Below are 17,667 nucleotides of genomic sequence, written 5' to 3'. Positions count from 1 at the left end.
CCCTTCGTCACCTTTCGATCACCCTCAGGATGCCCGGCCACCGACGCCCGCAGGGAGAAAGCCAACCATGTCGAACACCCCTTCCACACCCACCCCATCCTCCGAAGCCCCGGCCGCCACGCCCTACGGCACGCTGCCGCCCGCCTCGCCCCTGGCGCAGCGCAAGCCCGTGAGCCTGCCGCGGCTGGCCGACATGCATGCGCGCGGCGAGAAGATCGCCATGCTCACCGCCTATGACGCCACCTTCGCGGCCATGGCCGACGCGGCCGGCATCGACTGCCTGCTGGTCGGCGACTCGCTGGGCATGGTCTGCCAGGGCCTGAACAGCACCGTGGGCGTGAGCCTGGACGCCATGCGCTATCACACCGACAGCGTGTCGCGCGGCCTGCGCCGCGTGCAGGGCACGACCTGGCTCATCGCCGACCTGCCCTTCGGCAGCTACCAGGCATCGCGCGAGCAGGCCCTGGCCAGCGCCACCGTGCTGATGCAGGCCGGCGCGCACATGGTCAAGCTCGAAGGCGGCGGCTGGACCACCGAAACCGTGCGCTTTCTCGTCGAGCGCGGCATTCCCGTGTGCGCCCACCTGGGCCTGACGCCGCAGACCGTGCATGCGCTCGGCGGCTACCGCGTGCAGGGCAAGGGCGACAGCGCTGGCGCGCTGCTCAAGCAGCAGGCCCACGCGCTGCAGGACGCGGGCGCCGCCATGCTGGTGCTCGAGATGGTGCCGGCCGCGCTGGCCGCCGAACTCACCACGGAGCTGAAGCACTGCGCCACCATCGGCATCGGCGCCGGCAAGGGCACCGCGGGCCAGGTGCTCGTGCTGCACGACATGCTGGGCATCAACCTCGGGAAGATGCCGAAGTTCGTGCGCAACTTCATGGCCGACGCGCCGGGCGTGCTGCCCGCGCTGCAGGCCTACGTGCAGGCCGTGAAGAACGGCAGCTTCCCCGACGACCGCCTCCACGCCTGGTAAGCACAAAAGGACACCGACCATGTACATCGCCAAGACCATCGACGAACTGCGCCAGCACCTGTCTTCCAGCCAGCGTCCCGCCTTCGTGCCCACCATGGGCAACCTGCACGAGGGCCACCTCGCGCTCGTGCGCCAGGCCAGGCCGCTGGGCGACGCCACGGTGGCGAGCATCTTCGTGAACCGCCTGCAGTTCCTGCCGCACGAAGACTTCGACACCTACCCGCGCACCTGGGACAGCGACTGCGAGAAGCTGCGCGCCGCCGGTTGCGACGTGCTGTTCGCGCCCGATGAGAAGGCGCTCTACCCCGAGCCCCAGACCTGCAAGGTGCACCCCGACCCGGCCCTGGCCGACCTGCTCGAAGGGCACTTCCGCCCCGGCTTCTTTATCGGCGTGTGCACGGTGGTGATGAAGCTGTTCCAGTGCGTGCAGCCGGGCGTGGCCGTGTTCGGCAAGAAGGACTACCAGCAGCTCATGATGATCCGCCACATGGTGCGGCAGTTCGCGCTGCCCATCGACATCGTGGGCGGCGAGACCTTCCGCGCCGACGACGGCCTGGCGCTCTCCTCGCGCAACGGCTACCTGAGCGCCACCGAGCGCGCCGAGGCCGTGCAGCTGTCGAAGGCGCTGCGAGATATGGCCGAAGCCGTGCGCGCCGGCGAGCGCGACGTGGCCGCCCTCGAGGCGCGCGCCATGCAGTCGCTCGCGCAGCGCGGCTGGCAGCCCGACTACGTGGTGTTGCGCCGCCGCGCCGACCTGCAGGCGCCGCAACCCGGCGATGCGCTCGTGGCCCTGGCCGCCGCGCGGCTGGGCAGCACGCGGCTCATCGACAACCTCGAAATCGACACGCCCCTCGCTTCATGACTTACAGCGTCAAGGAAATCTTCTACACGCTGCAGGGCGAAGGCGGCCAGGCCGGCATGCCGGCCGTGTTCTGCCGCTTCGCCGGCTGCAACCTCTGGACCGGCCGCGAGGAAGACCGCGACACGGCCGTGTGCCGTTTCTGCGACACCGACTTCGTCGGCACCGACGGCACGTTGGGCGGCAAGTTCAAGAACGCCGACCAGCTCGCCGACACCATCGCCGCGCAATGGCCCGCAGGCGACACCGCGCACCGGCTGGTCGTGCTCACGGGCGGCGAGCCGCTGCTGCAGGTCGACGCGGCGCTGGTCGATGCGCTGCACGCGCGGCACTTTCGCATCGCGGTCGAGAGCAACGGCACGGTCGTTGCTCCCGCCGGCATCGACTGGCTGTGCATCAGCCCCAAGGCCGGCGCGCCGTGGGTGCAGCAGCGCGGCCAGGAGCTCAAGCTCGTGTGGCCGCAGGCCGGCATCGACCTCGATGCGATGGCGCGCACGGGCGAATTCACGCACCGCTTCCTGCAGCCGATGGACGGGCCCGACCGGCTCGCCAACACCGAGCTGTGCATCGCCGAATGCATGAAGCAGCCGGTGTGGCGCCTGAGCGTGCAAACCCACAAGATCACAGGCATCCGCTGAAGCGACTGCCTTTTTGTTTCCGAGTTTCTTTTTCAGACGATGCGCTTCACCATCAGCCAACGCTTCTTCTTCGACGCCGCCCACACGCTCAAACGCGAGATCGAGGTCGAAGGCAGCCGCCGCATTCACGGCCACACCTACCACGCGGAGGTGTGGCTGGCGGGCGAACGCGACCCGGTGACGGGCATGGTGATCGACCTGGGCCTGCTGCGCCGCCGGCTCGAGGACGTGCGCGAACAGCTCGACCACCATCTGCTGGACGACGTGCCGGGGCTGCATCCGCCGACGCTGGAGAACCTGTGCGTGTTCATCGCGGAAGCGCTGCCGGATTTGCGGGCGTCGCTGGCGCGCGTGCGCGTGTGGCGCGAGGCGCTGGGCGACAGCTGTACGGTGGAGTTCTAGCCGCCGCCGGTCAGGCCGCGCCGATGCCGGCGACCAGGCTGCCAGGCGCCTGTCCGTTCTTCAGCCCAGCCGTGAACGCCAGCATCCGATCGATCGGCACGCGCGCGCGCACGCCCAGCGCCGGATCGACGTGGATCTCGCCCGCGCCGGTCTCCAGCGCATTCGCGAGCTCGACCAGCCCGTTCATCGCCATCCACGGGCAGTGCGCGCAGCTCTTGCAGGTGCCGCCATTGCCCGCTGTGGGCGCTTCGATGAAGGTCTTGCCGGGGTTCAGCGTGCGCAGCTTGTGCAGCATGCCGGTGTCGGTGGCGACGATGAACTCGGTCGCGTCGAAGCGTTGCGCCGCGTTCAGGATGGCCGAGGTGGAACCCACGGCATGCGCCAGCGCAATCACATCCGAGGGCGACTCGGGGTGCACCAGCACCTTGGCCTTCGGGTGCGCCTTCATGAGCAGCTCGAGTTCGAGCGCCTTGAACTCGTCGTGCACGATGCACGCGCCATTCCAGCTGACCATGTCGGCGCCGGTCTGGCGGCGGATGTAGTCGCCCAGGTGGCGGTCGGGGCCCCAGAGGATCTTCTGGCCGGCCGCATGCAGCGCGTTCACCACGTCGAGCGCGCAGCTGGAGGTGACGAGCCAGTCGGCGCGCGCCTTCACGGCCGCGCTGGTGTTCGCGTAGACCACCACGGTGCGGTCGGGATGCTCGTCGCAGAAGGCGCTGAAGGCGTCGACCGGGCAGCCCAGGTCGAGCGAGCAGTTGGCGTCCAGGTCGGGCATCAGCACGCGCTTTTCGGGCGAGAGGATCTTCGAGGTCTCGCCCATGAAGCGCACGCCCGACACCACCAGCGTGGTGGCGGCGTGGTCGCGGCCGAAGCGCGCCATCTCGAGCGAATCGCTCACGATGCCGCCGGTTTCCTCGGCGAGGTCCTGCAGGTCGGGGTGCACGTAGAAGTGCGACACCATCACCGCGTTGCGCTCGCGCAGCAGGCGGCGGATGCGGTCCTTCAGCGCGACGCGTTCATCGGGCGAAGGCTCGGGGGGCACACGGGCCCAGGCGTGGCGCGTGTCGCAGACCGCACCTTGCGCGGGCTGTTCGTAGTCAACATCGATGACGGAAGCGGTCGTCATGGCGGTTCAGTGGGTCAGGAAACGCATCGAGTAGTCGATGGCCTTCACGTCCTTGGTCAACGCGCCGACCGAGATCCGGTCGACACCGGTCTCGGCCAGGGCGCGCAGGCCGTCAAGCGTGACGCCGCCCGAGATCTCGAGCACGGCCTTGCGGTCGTCGCCCATCGCGTCGTTGATGCGCACGGCTTCGCGCAGCGTGGGCAGGTCCATGTTGTCGAGCAGCACCATGCGGGCACCGGCGTCCAGCGCTTCCTGCAGCTGGGCCAGGGTCTCGACCTCGACCTCGACGAAAGCCGCCTGCGCGGCCACGGGCGCCACCGCGCGCAGGGCGGCGGCGACACCGCCCGCTGCGGCGATGTGGTTTTCCTTGATGAGCACCGCGTCGTACAGGCCGATGCGGTGGTTCAGCCCGCCGCCGGTGCGCACGGCGTACTTCTGCGCCAGGCGCAGGCCCGGCAGGGTCTTGCGGGTGTCGACGATGCGGGCGCGCGTGCCCTTCACGGCGTCGGCGTACACAGCGGTCTTGGTGGCGACAGCGCTCAGCAGCTGCAGGAAGTTGAGCGCGGTGCGCTCGGCTGTCAGCAGCGCGCGGGCGCCGCCTTCGATTTCGAGCACGGGCTGGTCGGCGACGCAGCGTTCGCCCTCGCCGCACAGCCAGGTGATGCGCGCCTGCGGATCGAGCCGCCGCACGGTGGCCTCGACCCAGGGCGCGCCGCACACGACGGCGGTTTCGCGCGCGAGCACGCGGGCATGGGCGGTGCGGGACGCATCGACCAGCGAGGCGGTCAGGTCGCCGTCGGCGACGTCTTCCTGCAGGGCGCGGGCGACGTCGGACTCGGCCAGCGCGGCGACGGCCGACGCCGAGAAATCAAAGCGAGGGCTCATGTCTCTGGAATTCTGTTTTCTTAGGAGGAAAGGCGGCCGGCCGGACCGGATTGAACCGACTCCGGCACCGGGTCGCGCCCGGTCAGCGCCGCGACGGCGTCGCGCGGGCTCACCTGGCCGTCGAGCAGCGCGACCACGCCTTCGGCGATGGGCATCTCGATGCCCAGGCCGCGCGCGCGCTGCACCACGGTGCGGGCGCAGTACACGCCCTCGGCCACGTGGCCCAGCGAATCGACGGCCTGCGCGAGCGTGCGGCCCTGGGCCAGCAGCAGCCCGACCTTGCGGTTGCGCGAGAGATCGCCGGTGGCGGTCAGCACGAGGTCGCCCAGGCCCGACAGGCCCATGAAGGTGTCGGCGCGGGCGCCGAGCGCCAGGCCGAAGCGGGTCATTTCAGCCAGGCCGCGGGTGATCAGCGCCGCGCGGGCGTTGAGCCCGAGCGCGAGGCCGTCGCACAGCCCGGTGGCGATGGCGAGCACGTTCTTCACGGCGCCGCCGACTTCGACACCAACGATGTCGTCGTTGGCGTACACGCGCAGGGCCGGGCCATGGAAGGCATCGACCAGCGCATCGCGCACGCTGGTGTGCGGGCTGGCGGCCACCAGCGCGGTCGGGCGCCCTTCGGCGACCTCCTGCGCAAAGCTGGGGCCGCTGAGCACGCCCGCCTTCAGTTCAGGTGCCACCTGGGCCCAGATCTCGTGGGCGAGCAGGCCGTAGGCGGTGGGAGAGGCATCGAGCGCGGGCTCGACGCCCTTGCACAGCCACGCCACCTGGGCGCTGGTGCCGCGCAGGGCGAGCAGCTGTTCGCGCAGGGCAGCCATGGGCGTGGCCACGATGACAAGGTCAACCCCGGCCTGCGCCTGGGCGATGTCGCCCGCGCGCACGGCCAGCGAGGCCGGCAGGGCCAGCCCGGGAAGGTAGCGGGTGTTTTCACGCGCAGCCGACATGGCGTCGGCCTGGGCGGCATCGCGCGCCCACAGCGTGACCTCGTGGCGGGCCGCCGCGTTGACTGCGACGGCCGTGCCCCAGGCACCGGCGCCATGAACGCAGATCTTCATCGTGCGCTGGCGGCGTCGTGCGGCCGGTTTACTGGGCCAGGGTGGGGGCAGCCTGGCCGGCGGCCTGGGCTTGCTGCTGCTCGTACATGGCCTGGAAGTTGATTTCGGCCAGGTGCACGGGCGGGAAGCCCCCGCGCTGGATCACGTCGGCCACGTTGCCGCGCAGGTACGGGTAGACGATCTGCGGGCAGGCGATGCCCAGGATCGGGCCCATCTGGTCTTCCGGCAGGTTGCGGATCTCGAAGATGCCGGCTTGCTTGGCTTCGACAAGGAACACGGTGCGGTCTTCGATCTTGGTCTGCACGGTGGCCGACACGGTGATCTCGAAGATGCCGTCGGCCACGGGCTGGGCGTCCACGCCGAGCTGGATGTCGACGGTCGGCTGCGTCTGCTCCAGCAGGATCGCGGGCGAGTTGGGTTGCTCGAGCGACAGGTCCTTGAGGTAGACGCGCTGGATCTGGAACACGGGATCTTGGGCTTGCTGGTCGGCCATGGCTGAACTTTCGAGGATCAAAACAATGCCCGCCGGGGAGAAGGTCCCGCAGCGGGCTGCAGATGGAGGAACGAACGATTATCGCCCGACGGCCCGCGCACTTTCGTGACGCCCGGCCGCACGGGGATCAGGCGCCTTGCAGGAGCGGGACGAGGCCGCCGCGGCTGTCGAGGGCCTGCAGGTCGTCGCAGCCGCCCACGTGGGTGTCGCCGATGAAGATCTGCGGCACCGTGCGGCGCTGGGTGATTTCCATCATGGTGGTGCGGGCCTGCGGGTCGGTGTCGATGCGGATCTCTTCGATCTGCTCGACACCCTTGGCCTTGAGGATCTGCTTGGCACGCGTGCAATACGGGCAGAACGCGGTGGTGTACATCTTGACGGCTTGCATACGCTGTACCTTGGGGAAGAGTTAGGCCTTTTCAACCGGCAGGTTAGCCTCTTTCCAGGCCTTGAGCCCGCCAGCCACCGCTTGGGCCTGCTCGTAACCGAGCTTCTTGGCCGTGGCCACGGCGCGCTGGGCGCGGGCGCCAGTGGCGCATACCAGCAGCAGCGGCACGTTCTTGTTCTTGACCGCGCCGGTCAGCTTTTCTTCGAGCTGGTTCAGCGGGACGTTCTTGGCGCCAATCATGTGGCCACCGGCGAACTCTTCGGGTTCGCGCACGTCGACCAGCACCGCGCGCTCGCGGTTGATGAGCTGCACGGCGCCCTGGGCCGTGAGCGTGCCACCGCCCGCACCGCGGAGCATCGGCCAGGCCAGCATGCCGCCCGAAGTGAGCGCCATCAGGATCAGCATCCAGTTCGCGGTGACGAATTCGATCAATTTCACGGGGGTTCCTTGGATGGCAAACCCGGGATTTTAGAATGCTGGTTTTCCCACGCGCTTCCAAAGGCCTCCGACATGCACAAACTGGTACTGATCCGCCACGGCGAATCGACCTGGAATCTCGAAAACCGTTTCACCGGCTGGACCGACGTCGACCTGACCGAGACCGGCGTCGAGCAGGCCAAGCAGGCCGGCCGGCTGCTCAAGGCCGAGGGCTACGATTTCGACGTGGCCTACACCAGCGTCCTGAAGCGCGCCACCCGCACCCTCTGGCACACGCTGGACGAACTCGACCGCACCTGGCTGCCCGTGGTGCATTCCTGGCGCCTGAACGAGCGCCACTACGGCGGCCTGCAGGGCCTGAACAAGGCCGAAACCGCCAAGAAGTACGGCGACGAGCAGGTGCTGGTCTGGCGCCGCAGCTACAGCACCCCGCCGCCGCCGCTGGAAGCGGACGACCCGCGCAGCGAGCGCTCCGACGTGCGCTACGCCAAGCTCTCGCCCGAGCAGATCCCGCTGACCGAGTGCCTGAAGGACACGGTGGCGCGCGTGCTGCCGTTCTGGAACGAATCGATGGCGCCGGCCATCCGCACCGGCCGCCGCCTCGTCGTGGCCGCGCACGGCAATTCGATCCGCGCGCTGGTGAAGTACCTGGACGGCATCTCGGACGACGCCATCGTCGGCCTGAACATCCCGAACGGCATTCCGCTGGTCTACGAGCTCGACGACGACCTCAAGCCCCTGCGCCACTACTACCTGGGCGATGCCGCAGCCGCCGAAAAGGCCGCCGCCGCGGTGGCGTCGCAAGGCAAGGGCTGAAGGCGTAAGCAAAAGAAGAAAACCCGGCCTGCCGCTCCCTTCGTGGAACCCCGGCAGGCAATTTGCTTCCAAGCTGTGTATATTGGTTCGACAGCCGTCGACATACAGGACATTTCACTCATGATGGGCCAGAAACTGAAGATCACCGGCTGGGTCGCCGCCGGCGCCGTTGCTGGCGTCCTGACCACCGTCTCGCTGCAGACGGTCGCGCGAGGTTCGCTCGCGCCGCTCCCCCTCGAGGAACTGCAGCAGCTCGCGGCCGTCTTCGGAATGGTCAAGAGCGACTATGTCGAGGCGGTCGATGAGAAGAAGCTCATCTCCGACGCCATCTCGGGCATGGTGGCCGGGCTCGATCCGCACTCGCAGTACTTCGACAAGAAGTCCTTCAAGGAATTCCGCGAGGGCACCACGGGCCGCTTCGTCGGCGTCGGCATCGAGATCTCGCAGGAAGACGGCCTCATCAAGGTCGTCTCCCCCATCGAGGGCTCGCCGGCCTTTCGCGCCGGTTTGAAGCCGAACGACCTGATCACCAAGATCGACGATACCGCCGTGCGCGGCCTGTCGCTCAACGAGGCCGTCAAGCGCATGCGCGGCGAGGCCAACACCAAGGTGCTGCTGACCATCTTCCGCAAGGACGAGAGCCGCACCTTCCCGGTCACGATCACGCGCGAGGAAATCCGTACCCAGTCGGTGCGCGGCAAGATGATCGAGCCGGGCTACGGCTGGATCCGCCTGTCGCAGTTCCAGGAGCGCACGGTCGACGACTTCGTCAAGAAGATCGAAGAGCTCTACAAGGAAGACCCGAACCTCAAGGGCCTGGTGCTCGACCTGCGCAACGACCCGGGCGGCCTGCTCGACGCGGCCGTGGCGGTGTCGGCGGCCTTCCTGCCCGAGAACGTCACGGTGGTCACCACCGACGGCCAGCTGGCCGAAAGCAAGTCGATCTACAAGGCGGCGCCCGAGTTCTACCAGCGCCGTTCGGGCGGCGACCCACTGCGCAACCTGCCGGCGGCGCTCAAGAGCGTGCCGCTGGTGGTGCTGGTGAACGAAGGCTCGGCCTCGGCCAGCGAAATCGTGGCCGGCGCGCTGCAGGACCACAAGCGCGCCACCATCATGGGCAGCCAGACCTTCGGCAAGGGCTCGGTGCAAACCGTGCGCCCGCTCGGCCCCGACACCGGCCTGAAGATCACCACGGCGCGCTACTACACGCCCAGCGGCACCTCGATCCAGGCCAAGGGCATCGTGCCCAACGTGCTGATCGACGAAAGCGCCGAAGGCAGCCCGTTTGCCGCCCTGCGCATGCGCGAGGCCGACCTCGAGAAGCACCTGGCCAGCGGCCAGGGCCCCGAGGTGAAAGACCCCGAGCGTGAAAAGGCCCGTGACGAAGCCCGCAAGCGCCTGGAGGAAGAAGCCAAGAAGCCGCCGCAGGACCGCAAGGTGCCCGAGTTCGGCACCGACAAGGATTTCCCGCTGGTGCAGGCGCTCAACCGCCTGAAGGGCCAGCCGGTGCTCGTGAGCAAGACGCAGGTCATCGTCGACAACAAGGACGAGAAGAAGGAAAACTGATCCGGCGAGCGGGCCGCACCCTGCGTGCGGTTCGCGCCACCGTTCCAGGCAGCGCGCATGGACGATCACGACCTGCTGCGCTATTCGCGCCACATCCTCCTCGAAGAATTCGGCATCGACGGCCAGGAACGCGTCAGTGCCGGGCGGGTGCTCGTCATCGGCGCCGGCGGGCTGGGCTCGCCGGTGGCGCTGTACCTCGCGGCAGCGGGGGTCGGCCGCATCGTGCTGGTCGACGACGACGAAGTCGATCTCACCAACCTGCAGCGGCAAGTGGCCCACGCCCATGCACGGGTCGGCCAGCCGAAGGTCGCATCGGCCGCGCAGGCCATGCGCGACATCAACCCGGGCATCGCCATCGAGACCCACGCCGTGCGCGCCGACGAAGCGATGCTCTCGCAGCTCGTGGCCGATGCCGACGTGGTGGTCGACTGCTGCGACAACTTCGCCACCCGACAGGCCGTGAATCGCGCCTGCGTGGCGCACGCCAAACCGCTGGTGGCGGGCGCGGCGATCCGCTTCGACGGGCAGCTGAGCGTGTACGACACGCGCGACACCACCTGCCCCTGCTACGCCTGCCTGTTCCCGCCCGAGGCCAGCTTCGAGGAAACGCGTTGCGCGGTGCTCGGCGTGTTCGGCCCGGTCGTCGGCACCATCGGCACGCTGCAGGCCAGCGAGGCGCTCAAGCTGCTCGCGGGCATCGGGCCGTCGCTGGCGGGCAAGCTGCTGATGTTCGACGGGCGCAGCACGAGCTTCGACACGATGCGCGTCTCGCGCGATCCGCACTGCAGCGTCTGCGCGCAGCGGCCCCAGGCCGGCGCCTGAGCGCCCGCCGCCCCCTGCTCTCGTTCAAGGCTGACGCGCGCCCTTGGCCCGCGCTGCGCCGCGCGAGGCAGTGCCTGTCGTGGGGCGGTTCGCCCGCGCCAGCACACCCGTGCAGTCGGCGTTCTCGCCGGGACCGGTCTCGATGGTCGCAGCCAGCGCCAGCAGCGGGTTGATGGCGCCAAGCGCCAACGCCGCGAGACCACGGCCGGCCAGCGGGCCCACCTCGACGCCGCCGCGCGGGGCGCCGAAGGTGCCGCTCACGACCAGGGGCGTGCGCAGCGACAGAATGCTCGGGGCCTTGGGCTCGGGGCGGATCACGAAGTCGAGCGATTCGGTCGCGAGATTGGCCCGGCCGGTGGCGGTAAAGACGGCATTGGTGGTATCCAGCACCAGCGTGCGCCCGTTCATCACACCCTTGTTCACGTCGAAGGCCAATGCTGCGCAGCGCAGTTCCACGTCGCGGTCGCCGCGCAGCAGGAACTTGAGGATGTCGCCGCCCACCAGCGTCGCGAACACCGGCATGAGGTTGCCGAACTGGCCGCGCCCCGACAGCACGGCCATGTCGCCCGATGCGCCGCCGAGCCAGCTGGCCACCGAATTGCCGGCACCCGACAGGTTGATGCGCCCGTCGAGCCGGCCGACGCTGTTTCCCGAGCTTTCGAGCTTGGGAATCAGCCGCGCCAGCCGCAGGCCACGCACATCGAGCGAGGCCCGGATGTCAGCCGGCGTCTTGCTCGCGTCGATGCGGATTGCCCCCGCGAGCTTGCCGCTGGCCACGCCCAGGTCGAGCGGGTCGAGCGACAGCACCCCGTCGGTCAGCTTGATCTTGACGCTGCCGCGGTCCAGCGGCATCTGGCGCACATTGCGGATGGATTCGGCGGTGTAGCCCACGTCGGCGTTCATGGCATGCAGCCGCGCGAAGTCGAAGGGGTTGGTCGGCAGCACCTTGCCGCCGGGCGGGCGCTTGGGCTGGGCCGAGGCGACGGGCGCCACGCCCTCCACCGCATTGGCGGAACGCGCCGTGGGCGGCAGGCCGATCAATGGCCCGAGGTCGTCCATGTCCATCACGCGCGAGCGCAGCGTGCCTGACAGGCGCGGCACCTTGTCGGCCTGGTCGAAACTCATGTCGCCACCGATGTCCGACAGGCCGAGCCGGCCGTTGAGCCCCGCAGCCTCCCAGAGCTTGCCGCGCTTGCGCAGGCCGCCGCTCAGTGCGTAGGGCGGGGTCTGCGGCAGCACGACGCCGATCAGCGGGTACAGCGCGCTCAACGTCTGGCCGCGGATCTGGAACTTGGCGTCGATGCCGTCGAAGCCCGCAAGCTGGGCCACCGTGCCGCTGGCCTTGAGCTTCGTCTGGCCGGCGGCCGCGTCGATTTCGAGGGGGAACGGCGGCGCGCCCGCGGCGTTGATCTGCAGCACGTTGCCGGTGCGTCCATTCGCCGTGAGGGGCTGGCCCTTGTAACGGCCCTTGATGCGGTAGTGCAGCGGCAACTCGCCGCGGTTGCTGTCGTAGTCGAGATCAGCATGCACGTCGACGCCCAGATGCGTGGCCAGGAAGTCGACGGCGCCCTTGTCGACCTGGATCAGTCCGATGGTGGGCACGGTGCCGGTGTCGGACGTGTCCTTGCCAAAGGCCCAGGTGCGCCGCCCGTCGGGCTCCATCTGCAGTCCGACGGTGGGCGCGGTCAGCGCCAGGCGCGGGATGACCACCCGCTTGTCGATCAGCGGCCAGAGCCGGATCTCGAAGCTCGCGCGCTCGGCCTTCACCAGGTACGGGTCACGCGCCCACGCGGGGTTGGCGAACTCCACGCCGTCGAAATTCACGGTGGCCGCTTTCCAGCCCAGGTCGACGTCGAGGCGGCGCGTGACCTCGAACTTGCGTCCGGTCTTCTCGCTCACGAAACGGTTGAGTGGTTCGCGCAGCGTGTCCCACGGGAAGAAGGCCACAAGAAGCGCCAGGGCAGCCAGCAAGGCGACGACCAGCAGCACGAAGGCCACCAGCAGTTTCTGCCAGCGCGGCCGGTCGCGAAGGGATTGGGTTGCCATGGGCGATTCTTACCCGGATACGCCGCTGGCCCGGGTCGGCGGCACGCCGCAGCCCCCGTGCGGCATGGCCTACGAGACAGCGCGAAGCACGGTGCGAAGAAGCGGGGAGTCAGCGACCTGCACAGGCGTCGGAACCCGCCTACAACGCGCGGCTCTTGAACCCTGCATGATCCACGGCGGGAAAGCCTCAATGTCCATGGGCAGGCCTTCTCCTTCGCGGGATGCTTGGACACACAAGCACCTGCCCACCTCAGAGGAAGCGCGGTTCGGCATGGATTCCAGATTGCAGACCTACGTTGTCGAAGACAACCCCACGATCCGTGAAAACCTCATCGGCACTCTGGAAGAGCTCACCTGCACGACCGTGGTCGGCTTTGCCGACAACGAGCAGCACGCGCGCGACTGGCTGCGCGACCACGCGGATGCGTGGCACCTGGCCATCGTCGATCTGTTTCTCAAGCAAGGAAGTGGCCTGGGCATTCTTCAGGCCTGCCAGTCGCGCAAACCCGGCCAGACGGTGGTGGTGCTCAGCAACTATGCGACGCCCGACATCCGGCGCCGCTGCGCGGAGTTCGGGGTCGACGCGGTGTTCGACAAGTCGAACGAAATCGACGCGTTGGTCGATTTCTGCATCCGCCAGGCCGCGACGCTGCGGCCCACGCCTGGCAATGCCTAGCCCGTGCTCAATCGATGAGCTTGTTCTTCAGCGCGTAGTAGGTCAGGTCGCTGTTGGACGACAAGTTCATCTTCTCCATCAGGCGCGTACGGTAGGTGCTCACCGTCTTCACCGACAGCGACAGGGTCTTGGCGATGTCGCCGGCGGTCTCGCCCTTGGCCAGCTTCAGGAACACCTGGAACTCGCGCTCCGAGAGCTGTTCGTGGGGTGCGGCATCGTCCTTGCGGTCAAGCTGGCGGGCCAGCAGTTCGGCCACGGCCGGCGTGATGTAGCGCCGGCCCAGCGAAATGGTGCGGATGGCGTTCACGATCTCGATCGGATCGCATTCCTTGTTGAGGTAGCCGCTCGCGCCCTGGCGGATCAGGTTCATCGCGTAGTGCTCCTCGGGATAGCCACTGAGGATCAGGATGCCCACATCCGGCGCCTTGGCGCGGATCATGGCGAGCGCGTCGATACCGCTTTGCCCCGGCATGGACAGATCCATCACCAGCACGTCGAGCTCGGTCGTGCGCACCAGTTCGATGGCTTCACGCCCACTGGCTGCTTCGCCCGCCACGCGCAGGTCCACGTGCTCGGAGAAGAACTGCCGGAGGCCCGATCGCACGATGGCGTGGTCGTCCACAATTCCAATTTTGATCATCTGTTACTTTCGTCGTTGTACTGCTGCTGTGGAAGCCGCAGCATACCGGTCCCTGATTGTTGTCAATTATTCACGAAGTTGCATTGAATGCGACCCCAAGGGTGACATGCACTGGTTAGCTCCTCAAAAAATGGTGGTGAGCCTGCTGCTCGCGGCGCTGGCCGCGGTGGCCCTCGTGGGCATCAACGAGGCGGGGTACAGGCAATCGAGCCGGGCCCTGGAGGACATCAACGAGGCCCAGCAGATCCGGGGCGCGCTCAACCAGGTCCTGCAGAACATGCTGGACGCCGAAACCGGCCAGCGCGGGTTTCTGCTCACGGGCGAAGCCGCCTATCGCCAGCCCTACGACGTCGCGGTCAAGCAGGTGGACGGCAACCTGGCCACCCTGCGACAGCTGTATGCCGAGCGCCCGGCCGAGCGGCCCCAGCTGTCCGAACTTTCCAAGCACGTGCTGCGCAAGATCGCGGAGATGGACATGAGCGTGCGGCTGCGCCACGAGGGCAACGAGGACGCCTGGAAGTTCGTCATGACCACCGACGTGGGGCGCGAGGAGATGGAGGCGATCCGCGCCACCGCTGGCGAACTGGTGAAGGCCAGCAACCAGACGCTGCACGCCAGCCAGCAGCAGGTCATGAAGTCGCTGCAGCTGGCGCGCATCGGCACCGGCATCGTGGCGCTGGCTGCGCTGATTGCCTTCTTCCTGTACCTGCGCCAGACGCACGCGCTGCGCTCCGTGGGCGAGCGCCAGCAGGAGGCGCTGCAACGCGAACGCAACGCGCTCGAGGACGAAGTGCGCGAGCGCACCGCCTCGCTGGGCGAGCTGGCCACCCACCTGCAGGACGTGCGCGAAACCGAGCGCGGCTACCTCGCGCGCGAACTGCACGACGAGCTGGGCTCGTTGCTCACGGCCGCCAAGCTCGATGTGGCGCGGCTGAAGTCGCGCCTGGCCGACTCGCCCGACGCGATCCAGCGGCTGCAGCATCTGACCGAACTGCTCAACAGCGGCATCGCGCTGAAGCGCCGCATCATCGAGGACCTGCGGCCTTCATCGCTCTCGAACCTCGGACTGGTCGCCTCGCTGGAAATCCTGGGGCGCGAGTTCGGCGACCGCTCGGGGCTGGAAATCGAGATGGCGCTGGAACCCGTGAGCATGGACGAATCGCGCCAGCTCACGATCTACCGCATGGTGCAGGAGAGCCTGACCAACATCGGCAAGTACGCCGAGGCCACCGAAGCCACCATCGTGCTGAAGAACTACGCCAACCACGTGATCGTGGAAGTGACCGACAACGGCAAGGGCTTCGATGCGCAGCGCATGCGCCCGTCGACACACGGCCTGGCGGGCATGCGCCACCGGGTCGAGGCGGCGCGCGGCAAGCTCACCATCACCTCGGCGCCCGGCCACGGCACGCGGCTCACCGCGATGTTGCCGGTGGTGAAGCCGGCTGCGCAGGCCGGCACGCCGGCAAGCCCCGACACGCCTGCGCCGCGCGGTGCCTGACGCCGGCGCTGGCATTTCTTCACGCCCCGGGCCTGCGGCGACTCGGTCGCCTCCTACGCCCCCCCGCCCCGGTCGCTGACAGGGCCGATACGGCCCTGCCCTTAAGGTGGATGCTGTGTCATCCAGCACCGCGGGCCACGTCTTCAGCGAGGCACCCGGATGCATGGTTTCAAACCACAAAGAGGGAAGCCTCGAAGGAGTTCCGCATGCTGCACTACGCCGTGGTATTTCTGGTCATCGCACTCATCGCTGCCGTGTTCGGCTTCGGTGGCATCGCCGCCAGCGCGGTGGGGATCGCCAAGGTCCTTTTCATTATCTTTGCCGTGCTCGCCATCGCCAGCTTCCTGGCCGGCTTGCTACGACGCAAGTAGCGTAGTTACGATCCATAGGCTCCCGCATTTCATCTTCCCGGAAAGGACTCTCCCATGAACACGACCAAGACCCCTTCGCAACTCGCTGACGACGCGCGCCAGACCGCCCAGGAAGCGGCCGAAACCACCCGCGCCTACGCTCAGAACGCGGTGAATGCGGCGGGCGAGAAGGTCCGCGAGCTGCGCCGCGACGCCGAGCCGGCCGTCGAGCAGTTGGCTGCACGCGTGCAGCAGGCCGTGCAGCGCGGCCTCGACGCCGCCTCGACCACCAGCGCCCGCGCACAGCGCCGCATCGAACAGGCCGCCGACGTGACGGGCCGCTACATCTCCGACCAGCCCGTGCGCTCGGTGCTGTTGGCCGCCGCGGCCGGTGCTGCCATCACGGCGCTGATCGTGCTGGCCAGCCGCCGCAGCCGCGACGACTACTGAGCCATTGCCTCTTTATTGATGTCCGACTGACCGAACGACCCCGCCCGACACCCTCGCACATGCTTCATCCGATCTTTTCGACGGTGCTCGGGCACCCGGGGCTGATTGCCGATCACCTCGCGAACTACGTCGCCCTGGTCCGGCAGGAGAGTGCCGAGGCCGGGCGCGGCCTGATTGCGCGCCTCATTGCGGGCGTGCTGGCGGTGGCCACGGCCGTGCTCGCGCTCGGGCTCATCGGCGTCGCCGTGCTGCTCGGCGTCCTCCATGGGAGTTTCCACTGGGTGCTGGTCGCCGTGCCTGCGGTCGCCGTGGTGATTGCGGCGATCTGCGCCTGGATCGCCGCCCGACCCAGTCCCAACTATGGCTTCGACGATCTGCGTGCCCAACTGGCCGCCGACGTCGACGCATTGCATGCCGCCGGAGCCCGCCATGAGCAGCACTGATCCGCGCCACGCTGCCCTGTCGCAGCTCACCCCGCAACAACGGCTGGCCCTGTCGCGCCGTGCGCTCGTACGCCAATTGAACGGCGAAGAACCCGAGGCACCGGCGCCCCGCCGCGCCTTCGACGGCGGCAATGCCGGGGACATCGACGACGATCTCGAATATGCCCACCACGACACCGGCACCGGCGAGTCATCGGCCGCGCCCGGGCGCCGTCACAACGTCTGGAGCGCCATGGCGCGCGGCGTGGTGCAGCGCTGGTGGCGCCGCCACCCCGCGCACGCGGCTGGCCAGCTGGCCCGTCCCCTGCTCGAACATTACGCGCGCACGGAACCTGTCAAGCTCATGGCCGCCGCCGCGGCCACCGGTTCGCTGCTGGTGCTCGTGCGGCCCTGGCGGTTGCTTTCGGCCACGGCCGTGATCGCAGCCGTGCTCAAGACCTCCGACGTGGCCGACCTGGTCAACACGCTGATGCAGAAGCCCGCGCGGCCATCGCGCCAAGACCCGCCCTGAACCTGCTGCGCGCACCCAAGAAAAAGCCCGGTCGAACCGGGCTTTTCTGTTTCTGGCGAAAGGGCCGATCAGCCCTTCACTTCGAGCTGGTTGTCCACCGACTTCACGCCTTGCACGGCCTTGGCGATCTCCTCGGCGCGCGACTTGGCGGCGGCTGTCGGGGCCGGGCCCTTCAGGCTCACGGCGCCGCCCTTGGTGTCGACGTCGATCTTGATCGCGCTCAGGTCCGGGTCCTTCGCCAGGCCAGCCGAGACCGAGGCGGTGATGGCCGCGTCGTCGACCGTGGCACTCACGGCGGCGGAGGCATCCTTGGCGGCTTCCTTCACCTCGGCCGTGGCGCCAGCCATGCCGGTCTTGGCGTCGGCCGCGGCCTGTTCGGACTTGGCCTTGGCATCGGAGGCCGCCTGTTCGGTCTTGGCGACGGCGCTGTCGAGCTTCTCGCCCGCCGTCTGGTCGCCCGGCTTGTCGCAGGCGACCAGGGTCAACGCGGCGCCGGCTGCGAGCACGGCAAGCCAGGTGCGCGAGGTGGCAAAGGGCGCGAGGGAATGGTTGGGTTTTGTCATGGTTAATCCTCCTTCGATCTTCGATC

General features: G+C 68.4%; 22 protein-coding genes. 13 read left to right on the top strand and 9 right to left on the bottom strand.

Going from position 1 to position 17,667, the window contains the following annotated elements; all coding sequences use genetic code 11:
* The first annotated feature begins 67 nt into the window (after positions 1-67).
* From panB to ASD34_RS13925, 4 genes are read left to right on the top strand one after another with little or no spacing between them, the layout of a single operon-like run.
* Positions 68-973 (top strand): 3-methyl-2-oxobutanoate hydroxymethyltransferase, encoded by a 906-nt coding sequence (gene panB / locus ASD34_RS13940; protein ID WP_056578347.1) that lies wholly within the window; start codon positions 68-70, stop codon positions 971-973.
* A 19-nt stretch (positions 974-992) separates the two neighbouring features.
* On the top strand, positions 993-1,835 hold the full coding sequence (panC, locus tag ASD34_RS13935) for a pantoate--beta-alanine ligase (RefSeq protein WP_056578346.1): 843 nt from the start codon (positions 993-995) through the stop codon (positions 1,833-1,835).
* On the top strand, positions 1,832-2,470 hold the full coding sequence (gene queE, locus ASD34_RS13930; protein WP_056578343.1) for a 7-carboxy-7-deazaguanine synthase: 639 nt from the start codon (positions 1,832-1,834) through the stop codon (positions 2,468-2,470). The genes panC and queE overlap by 4 nt, the downstream gene beginning before the upstream one ends.
* 39 nt (positions 2,471-2,509) lie before the next feature.
* Positions 2,510-2,872, top strand: coding sequence for a 6-pyruvoyl trahydropterin synthase family protein (locus ASD34_RS13925; protein WP_056578341.1), 363 nt, complete (start codon positions 2,510-2,512; stop codon positions 2,870-2,872).
* A 10-nt stretch (positions 2,873-2,882) separates the two neighbouring features.
* Here the strand turns inward: ASD34_RS13925 and nadA are convergent, their stop codons facing one another.
* The 6 genes from nadA to ASD34_RS13895 form a co-directional block, all read right to left on the bottom strand.
* The gene (gene nadA / locus ASD34_RS13920) at positions 2,883-3,998 is read right to left on the bottom strand and encodes a quinolinate synthase NadA (protein WP_056578339.1); all 1,116 of its coding nucleotides are present in this window, start codon (positions 3,996-3,998) and stop codon (positions 2,883-2,885) included.
* A gap of 6 nt (positions 3,999-4,004) precedes the next feature.
* A complete protein-coding gene (nadC, locus tag ASD34_RS13915; protein WP_056578336.1) occupies positions 4,005-4,883 on the bottom strand; it encodes a carboxylating nicotinate-nucleotide diphosphorylase in 879 nt (292 codons plus the stop codon).
* Positions 4,884-4,903: 20 nt separating this feature from the next.
* A complete protein-coding gene (locus tag ASD34_RS13910) occupies positions 4,904-5,938 on the bottom strand; it encodes an NAD(P)H-dependent glycerol-3-phosphate dehydrogenase (RefSeq protein ID WP_056578334.1) in 1,035 nt (344 codons plus the stop codon).
* 28 nt (positions 5,939-5,966) lie between these two features.
* Positions 5,967-6,431: a protein-export chaperone SecB gene (gene secB, locus ASD34_RS13905; protein WP_056578332.1), complete on the bottom strand. Its 465-nt coding sequence runs from the start codon at positions 6,429-6,431 to the stop codon at positions 5,967-5,969.
* Positions 6,432-6,558: 127 nt separating this feature from the next.
* Positions 6,559-6,819 carry a glutaredoxin 3 gene (gene grxC, locus ASD34_RS13900; protein ID WP_056578329.1) on the bottom strand — a complete coding sequence of 87 codons (261 nt, stop codon included), beginning with the start codon at positions 6,817-6,819 and terminating at the stop codon, positions 6,559-6,561.
* Between the two features lie 21 nt (positions 6,820-6,840).
* Positions 6,841-7,224, bottom strand: a complete 384-nt coding sequence (locus ASD34_RS13895) for a rhodanese-like domain-containing protein (protein WP_414929885.1) — start codon at positions 7,222-7,224, stop codon at positions 6,841-6,843.
* A 105-nt stretch (positions 7,225-7,329) separates the two neighbouring features.
* Here ASD34_RS13895 and gpmA point away from each other — a divergent pair, with 105 nt between their 5' ends.
* The 3 genes from gpmA to ASD34_RS13880 all read left to right on the top strand — a co-directional run bounded on the left by gpmA (position 7,330) and on the right by ASD34_RS13880 (position 10,461).
* The gene (gpmA, locus tag ASD34_RS13890; RefSeq protein WP_013543140.1) at positions 7,330-8,073 is read left to right on the top strand and encodes a 2,3-diphosphoglycerate-dependent phosphoglycerate mutase; all 744 of its coding nucleotides are present in this window, start codon (positions 7,330-7,332) and stop codon (positions 8,071-8,073) included.
* 123 nt (positions 8,074-8,196) lie between these two features.
* On the top strand, positions 8,197-9,639 hold the full coding sequence (locus tag ASD34_RS13885) for a S41 family peptidase (RefSeq protein ID WP_056582331.1): 1,443 nt from the start codon (positions 8,197-8,199) through the stop codon (positions 9,637-9,639).
* A 57-nt stretch (positions 9,640-9,696) separates the two neighbouring features.
* Positions 9,697-10,461 (top strand): HesA/MoeB/ThiF family protein, encoded by a 765-nt coding sequence (locus ASD34_RS13880; RefSeq protein WP_056578327.1) that lies wholly within the window; start codon positions 9,697-9,699, stop codon positions 10,459-10,461.
* Between the two features lie 24 nt (positions 10,462-10,485).
* Here ASD34_RS13880 and ASD34_RS13875 read toward each other — a convergent pair whose 3' ends face one another.
* The gene (locus tag ASD34_RS13875) at positions 10,486-12,507 is read right to left on the bottom strand and encodes an AsmA family protein (protein ID WP_056578325.1); all 2,022 of its coding nucleotides are present in this window, start codon (positions 12,505-12,507) and stop codon (positions 10,486-10,488) included.
* 271 nt (positions 12,508-12,778) lie between these two features.
* Between ASD34_RS13875 and ASD34_RS13870 the strand changes: the two genes are divergently transcribed.
* Positions 12,779-13,183: a response regulator gene (locus ASD34_RS13870; RefSeq protein ID WP_056578323.1), complete on the top strand. Its 405-nt coding sequence runs from the start codon at positions 12,779-12,781 to the stop codon at positions 13,181-13,183.
* Between the two features lie 7 nt (positions 13,184-13,190).
* On the opposite strand, the gene ASD34_RS13865 is transcribed toward ASD34_RS13870, so the two are convergent.
* The gene (locus tag ASD34_RS13865; protein ID WP_007837167.1) at positions 13,191-13,823 is read right to left on the bottom strand and encodes a response regulator transcription factor; all 633 of its coding nucleotides are present in this window, start codon (positions 13,821-13,823) and stop codon (positions 13,191-13,193) included.
* Positions 13,824-13,953: 130 nt separating this feature from the next.
* Between ASD34_RS13865 and ASD34_RS13860 the strand changes: the two genes are divergently transcribed.
* From ASD34_RS13860 to ASD34_RS13845, 5 genes are all read left to right on the top strand, one after another.
* Complete coding sequence (locus ASD34_RS13860) at positions 13,954-15,324, top strand: CHASE3 domain-containing protein (protein ID WP_082548675.1); 1,371 nt, start codon at positions 13,954-13,956, stop codon at positions 15,322-15,324.
* A 206-nt stretch (positions 15,325-15,530) separates the two neighbouring features.
* Complete coding sequence (locus ASD34_RS27130) at positions 15,531-15,695, top strand: DUF1328 domain-containing protein (protein ID WP_070063586.1); 165 nt, start codon at positions 15,531-15,533, stop codon at positions 15,693-15,695.
* Positions 15,696-15,749: 54 nt separating this feature from the next.
* Positions 15,750-16,124, top strand: a complete 375-nt coding sequence (locus tag ASD34_RS13855; protein ID WP_056578319.1) for a hypothetical protein — start codon at positions 15,750-15,752, stop codon at positions 16,122-16,124.
* A gap of 59 nt (positions 16,125-16,183) precedes the next feature.
* Complete coding sequence (locus tag ASD34_RS13850; protein WP_056578317.1) at positions 16,184-16,567, top strand: phage holin family protein; 384 nt, start codon at positions 16,184-16,186, stop codon at positions 16,565-16,567.
* Complete coding sequence (locus tag ASD34_RS13845) at positions 16,554-17,078, top strand: hypothetical protein (protein ID WP_056578315.1); 525 nt, start codon at positions 16,554-16,556, stop codon at positions 17,076-17,078. Before ASD34_RS13850 ends, ASD34_RS13845 begins: the two co-directional genes overlap by 14 nt.
* Before the next feature lie 68 nt (positions 17,079-17,146).
* On the opposite strand, the gene ASD34_RS13840 is transcribed toward ASD34_RS13845, so the two are convergent.
* On the bottom strand, positions 17,147-17,641 hold the full coding sequence (locus ASD34_RS13840; protein ID WP_056578313.1) for a BON domain-containing protein: 495 nt from the start codon (positions 17,639-17,641) through the stop codon (positions 17,147-17,149).
* Between the last annotated feature and the right edge of the window lie 26 nt (positions 17,642-17,667).

The sequence above is a fragment of the Variovorax sp. Root473 genome (assembly GCF_001426505.1).
In the GTDB taxonomy this organism is placed as follows: domain Bacteria; phylum Pseudomonadota; class Gammaproteobacteria; order Burkholderiales; family Burkholderiaceae_C; genus Variovorax.
The sequence above is the reverse complement of the archived record's forward strand: the minus strand, read 5'-3'. Positions and strand labels throughout refer to the sequence as shown.

Excerpts from the sequence above, each read along its gene's own strand:
- panB (WP_056578347.1), top strand. The coding sequence starts at position 68 with ATGTCGAACACCCCTTCCACACCCACCCCATCCTCCGAAGCCCCGGCC.
- panC (WP_056578346.1), top strand. The coding sequence starts at position 993 with ATGTACATCGCCAAGACCATCGACGAACTGCGCCAGCACCTGTCTTCC.
- queE (WP_056578343.1), top strand. The coding sequence starts at position 1,832 with ATGACTTACAGCGTCAAGGAAATCTTCTACACGCTGCAGGGCGAAGGC.
- ASD34_RS13925 (WP_056578341.1), top strand. The coding sequence starts at position 2,510 with ATGCGCTTCACCATCAGCCAACGCTTCTTCTTCGACGCCGCCCACACG.
- nadA (WP_056578339.1), bottom strand. The coding sequence starts at position 3,998 with ATGACGACCGCTTCCGTCATCGATGTTGACTACGAACAGCCCGCGCAA.
- nadC (WP_056578336.1), bottom strand. The coding sequence starts at position 4,883 with ATGAGCCCTCGCTTTGATTTCTCGGCGTCGGCCGTCGCCGCGCTGGCC.
- ASD34_RS13910 (WP_056578334.1), bottom strand. The coding sequence starts at position 5,938 with ATGAAGATCTGCGTTCATGGCGCCGGTGCCTGGGGCACGGCCGTCGCA.
- secB (WP_056578332.1), bottom strand. The coding sequence starts at position 6,431 with ATGGCCGACCAGCAAGCCCAAGATCCCGTGTTCCAGATCCAGCGCGTC.
- grxC (WP_056578329.1), bottom strand. The coding sequence starts at position 6,819 with ATGCAAGCCGTCAAGATGTACACCACCGCGTTCTGCCCGTATTGCACG.
- ASD34_RS13895 (WP_414929885.1), bottom strand. The coding sequence starts at position 7,224 with ATGCTGATCCTGATGGCGCTCACTTCGGGCGGCATGCTGGCCTGGCCG.
- gpmA (WP_013543140.1), top strand. The coding sequence starts at position 7,330 with ATGCACAAACTGGTACTGATCCGCCACGGCGAATCGACCTGGAATCTC.
- ASD34_RS13885 (WP_056582331.1), top strand. The coding sequence starts at position 8,197 with ATGGGCCAGAAACTGAAGATCACCGGCTGGGTCGCCGCCGGCGCCGTT.
- ASD34_RS13880 (WP_056578327.1), top strand. The coding sequence starts at position 9,697 with ATGGACGATCACGACCTGCTGCGCTATTCGCGCCACATCCTCCTCGAA.
- ASD34_RS13875 (WP_056578325.1), bottom strand. The coding sequence starts at position 12,507 with ATGGCAACCCAATCCCTTCGCGACCGGCCGCGCTGGCAGAAACTGCTG.
- ASD34_RS13870 (WP_056578323.1), top strand. The coding sequence starts at position 12,779 with ATGGATTCCAGATTGCAGACCTACGTTGTCGAAGACAACCCCACGATC.
- ASD34_RS13865 (WP_007837167.1), bottom strand. The coding sequence starts at position 13,823 with ATGATCAAAATTGGAATTGTGGACGACCACGCCATCGTGCGATCGGGC.
- ASD34_RS13860 (WP_082548675.1), top strand. The coding sequence starts at position 13,954 with ATGGTGGTGAGCCTGCTGCTCGCGGCGCTGGCCGCGGTGGCCCTCGTG.
- ASD34_RS27130 (WP_070063586.1), top strand. The coding sequence starts at position 15,531 with ATGCTGCACTACGCCGTGGTATTTCTGGTCATCGCACTCATCGCTGCC.
- ASD34_RS13855 (WP_056578319.1), top strand. The coding sequence starts at position 15,750 with ATGAACACGACCAAGACCCCTTCGCAACTCGCTGACGACGCGCGCCAG.
- ASD34_RS13850 (WP_056578317.1), top strand. The coding sequence starts at position 16,184 with ATGCTTCATCCGATCTTTTCGACGGTGCTCGGGCACCCGGGGCTGATT.
- ASD34_RS13845 (WP_056578315.1), top strand. The coding sequence starts at position 16,554 with ATGAGCAGCACTGATCCGCGCCACGCTGCCCTGTCGCAGCTCACCCCG.
- ASD34_RS13840 (WP_056578313.1), bottom strand. The coding sequence starts at position 17,641 with ATGACAAAACCCAACCATTCCCTCGCGCCCTTTGCCACCTCGCGCACC.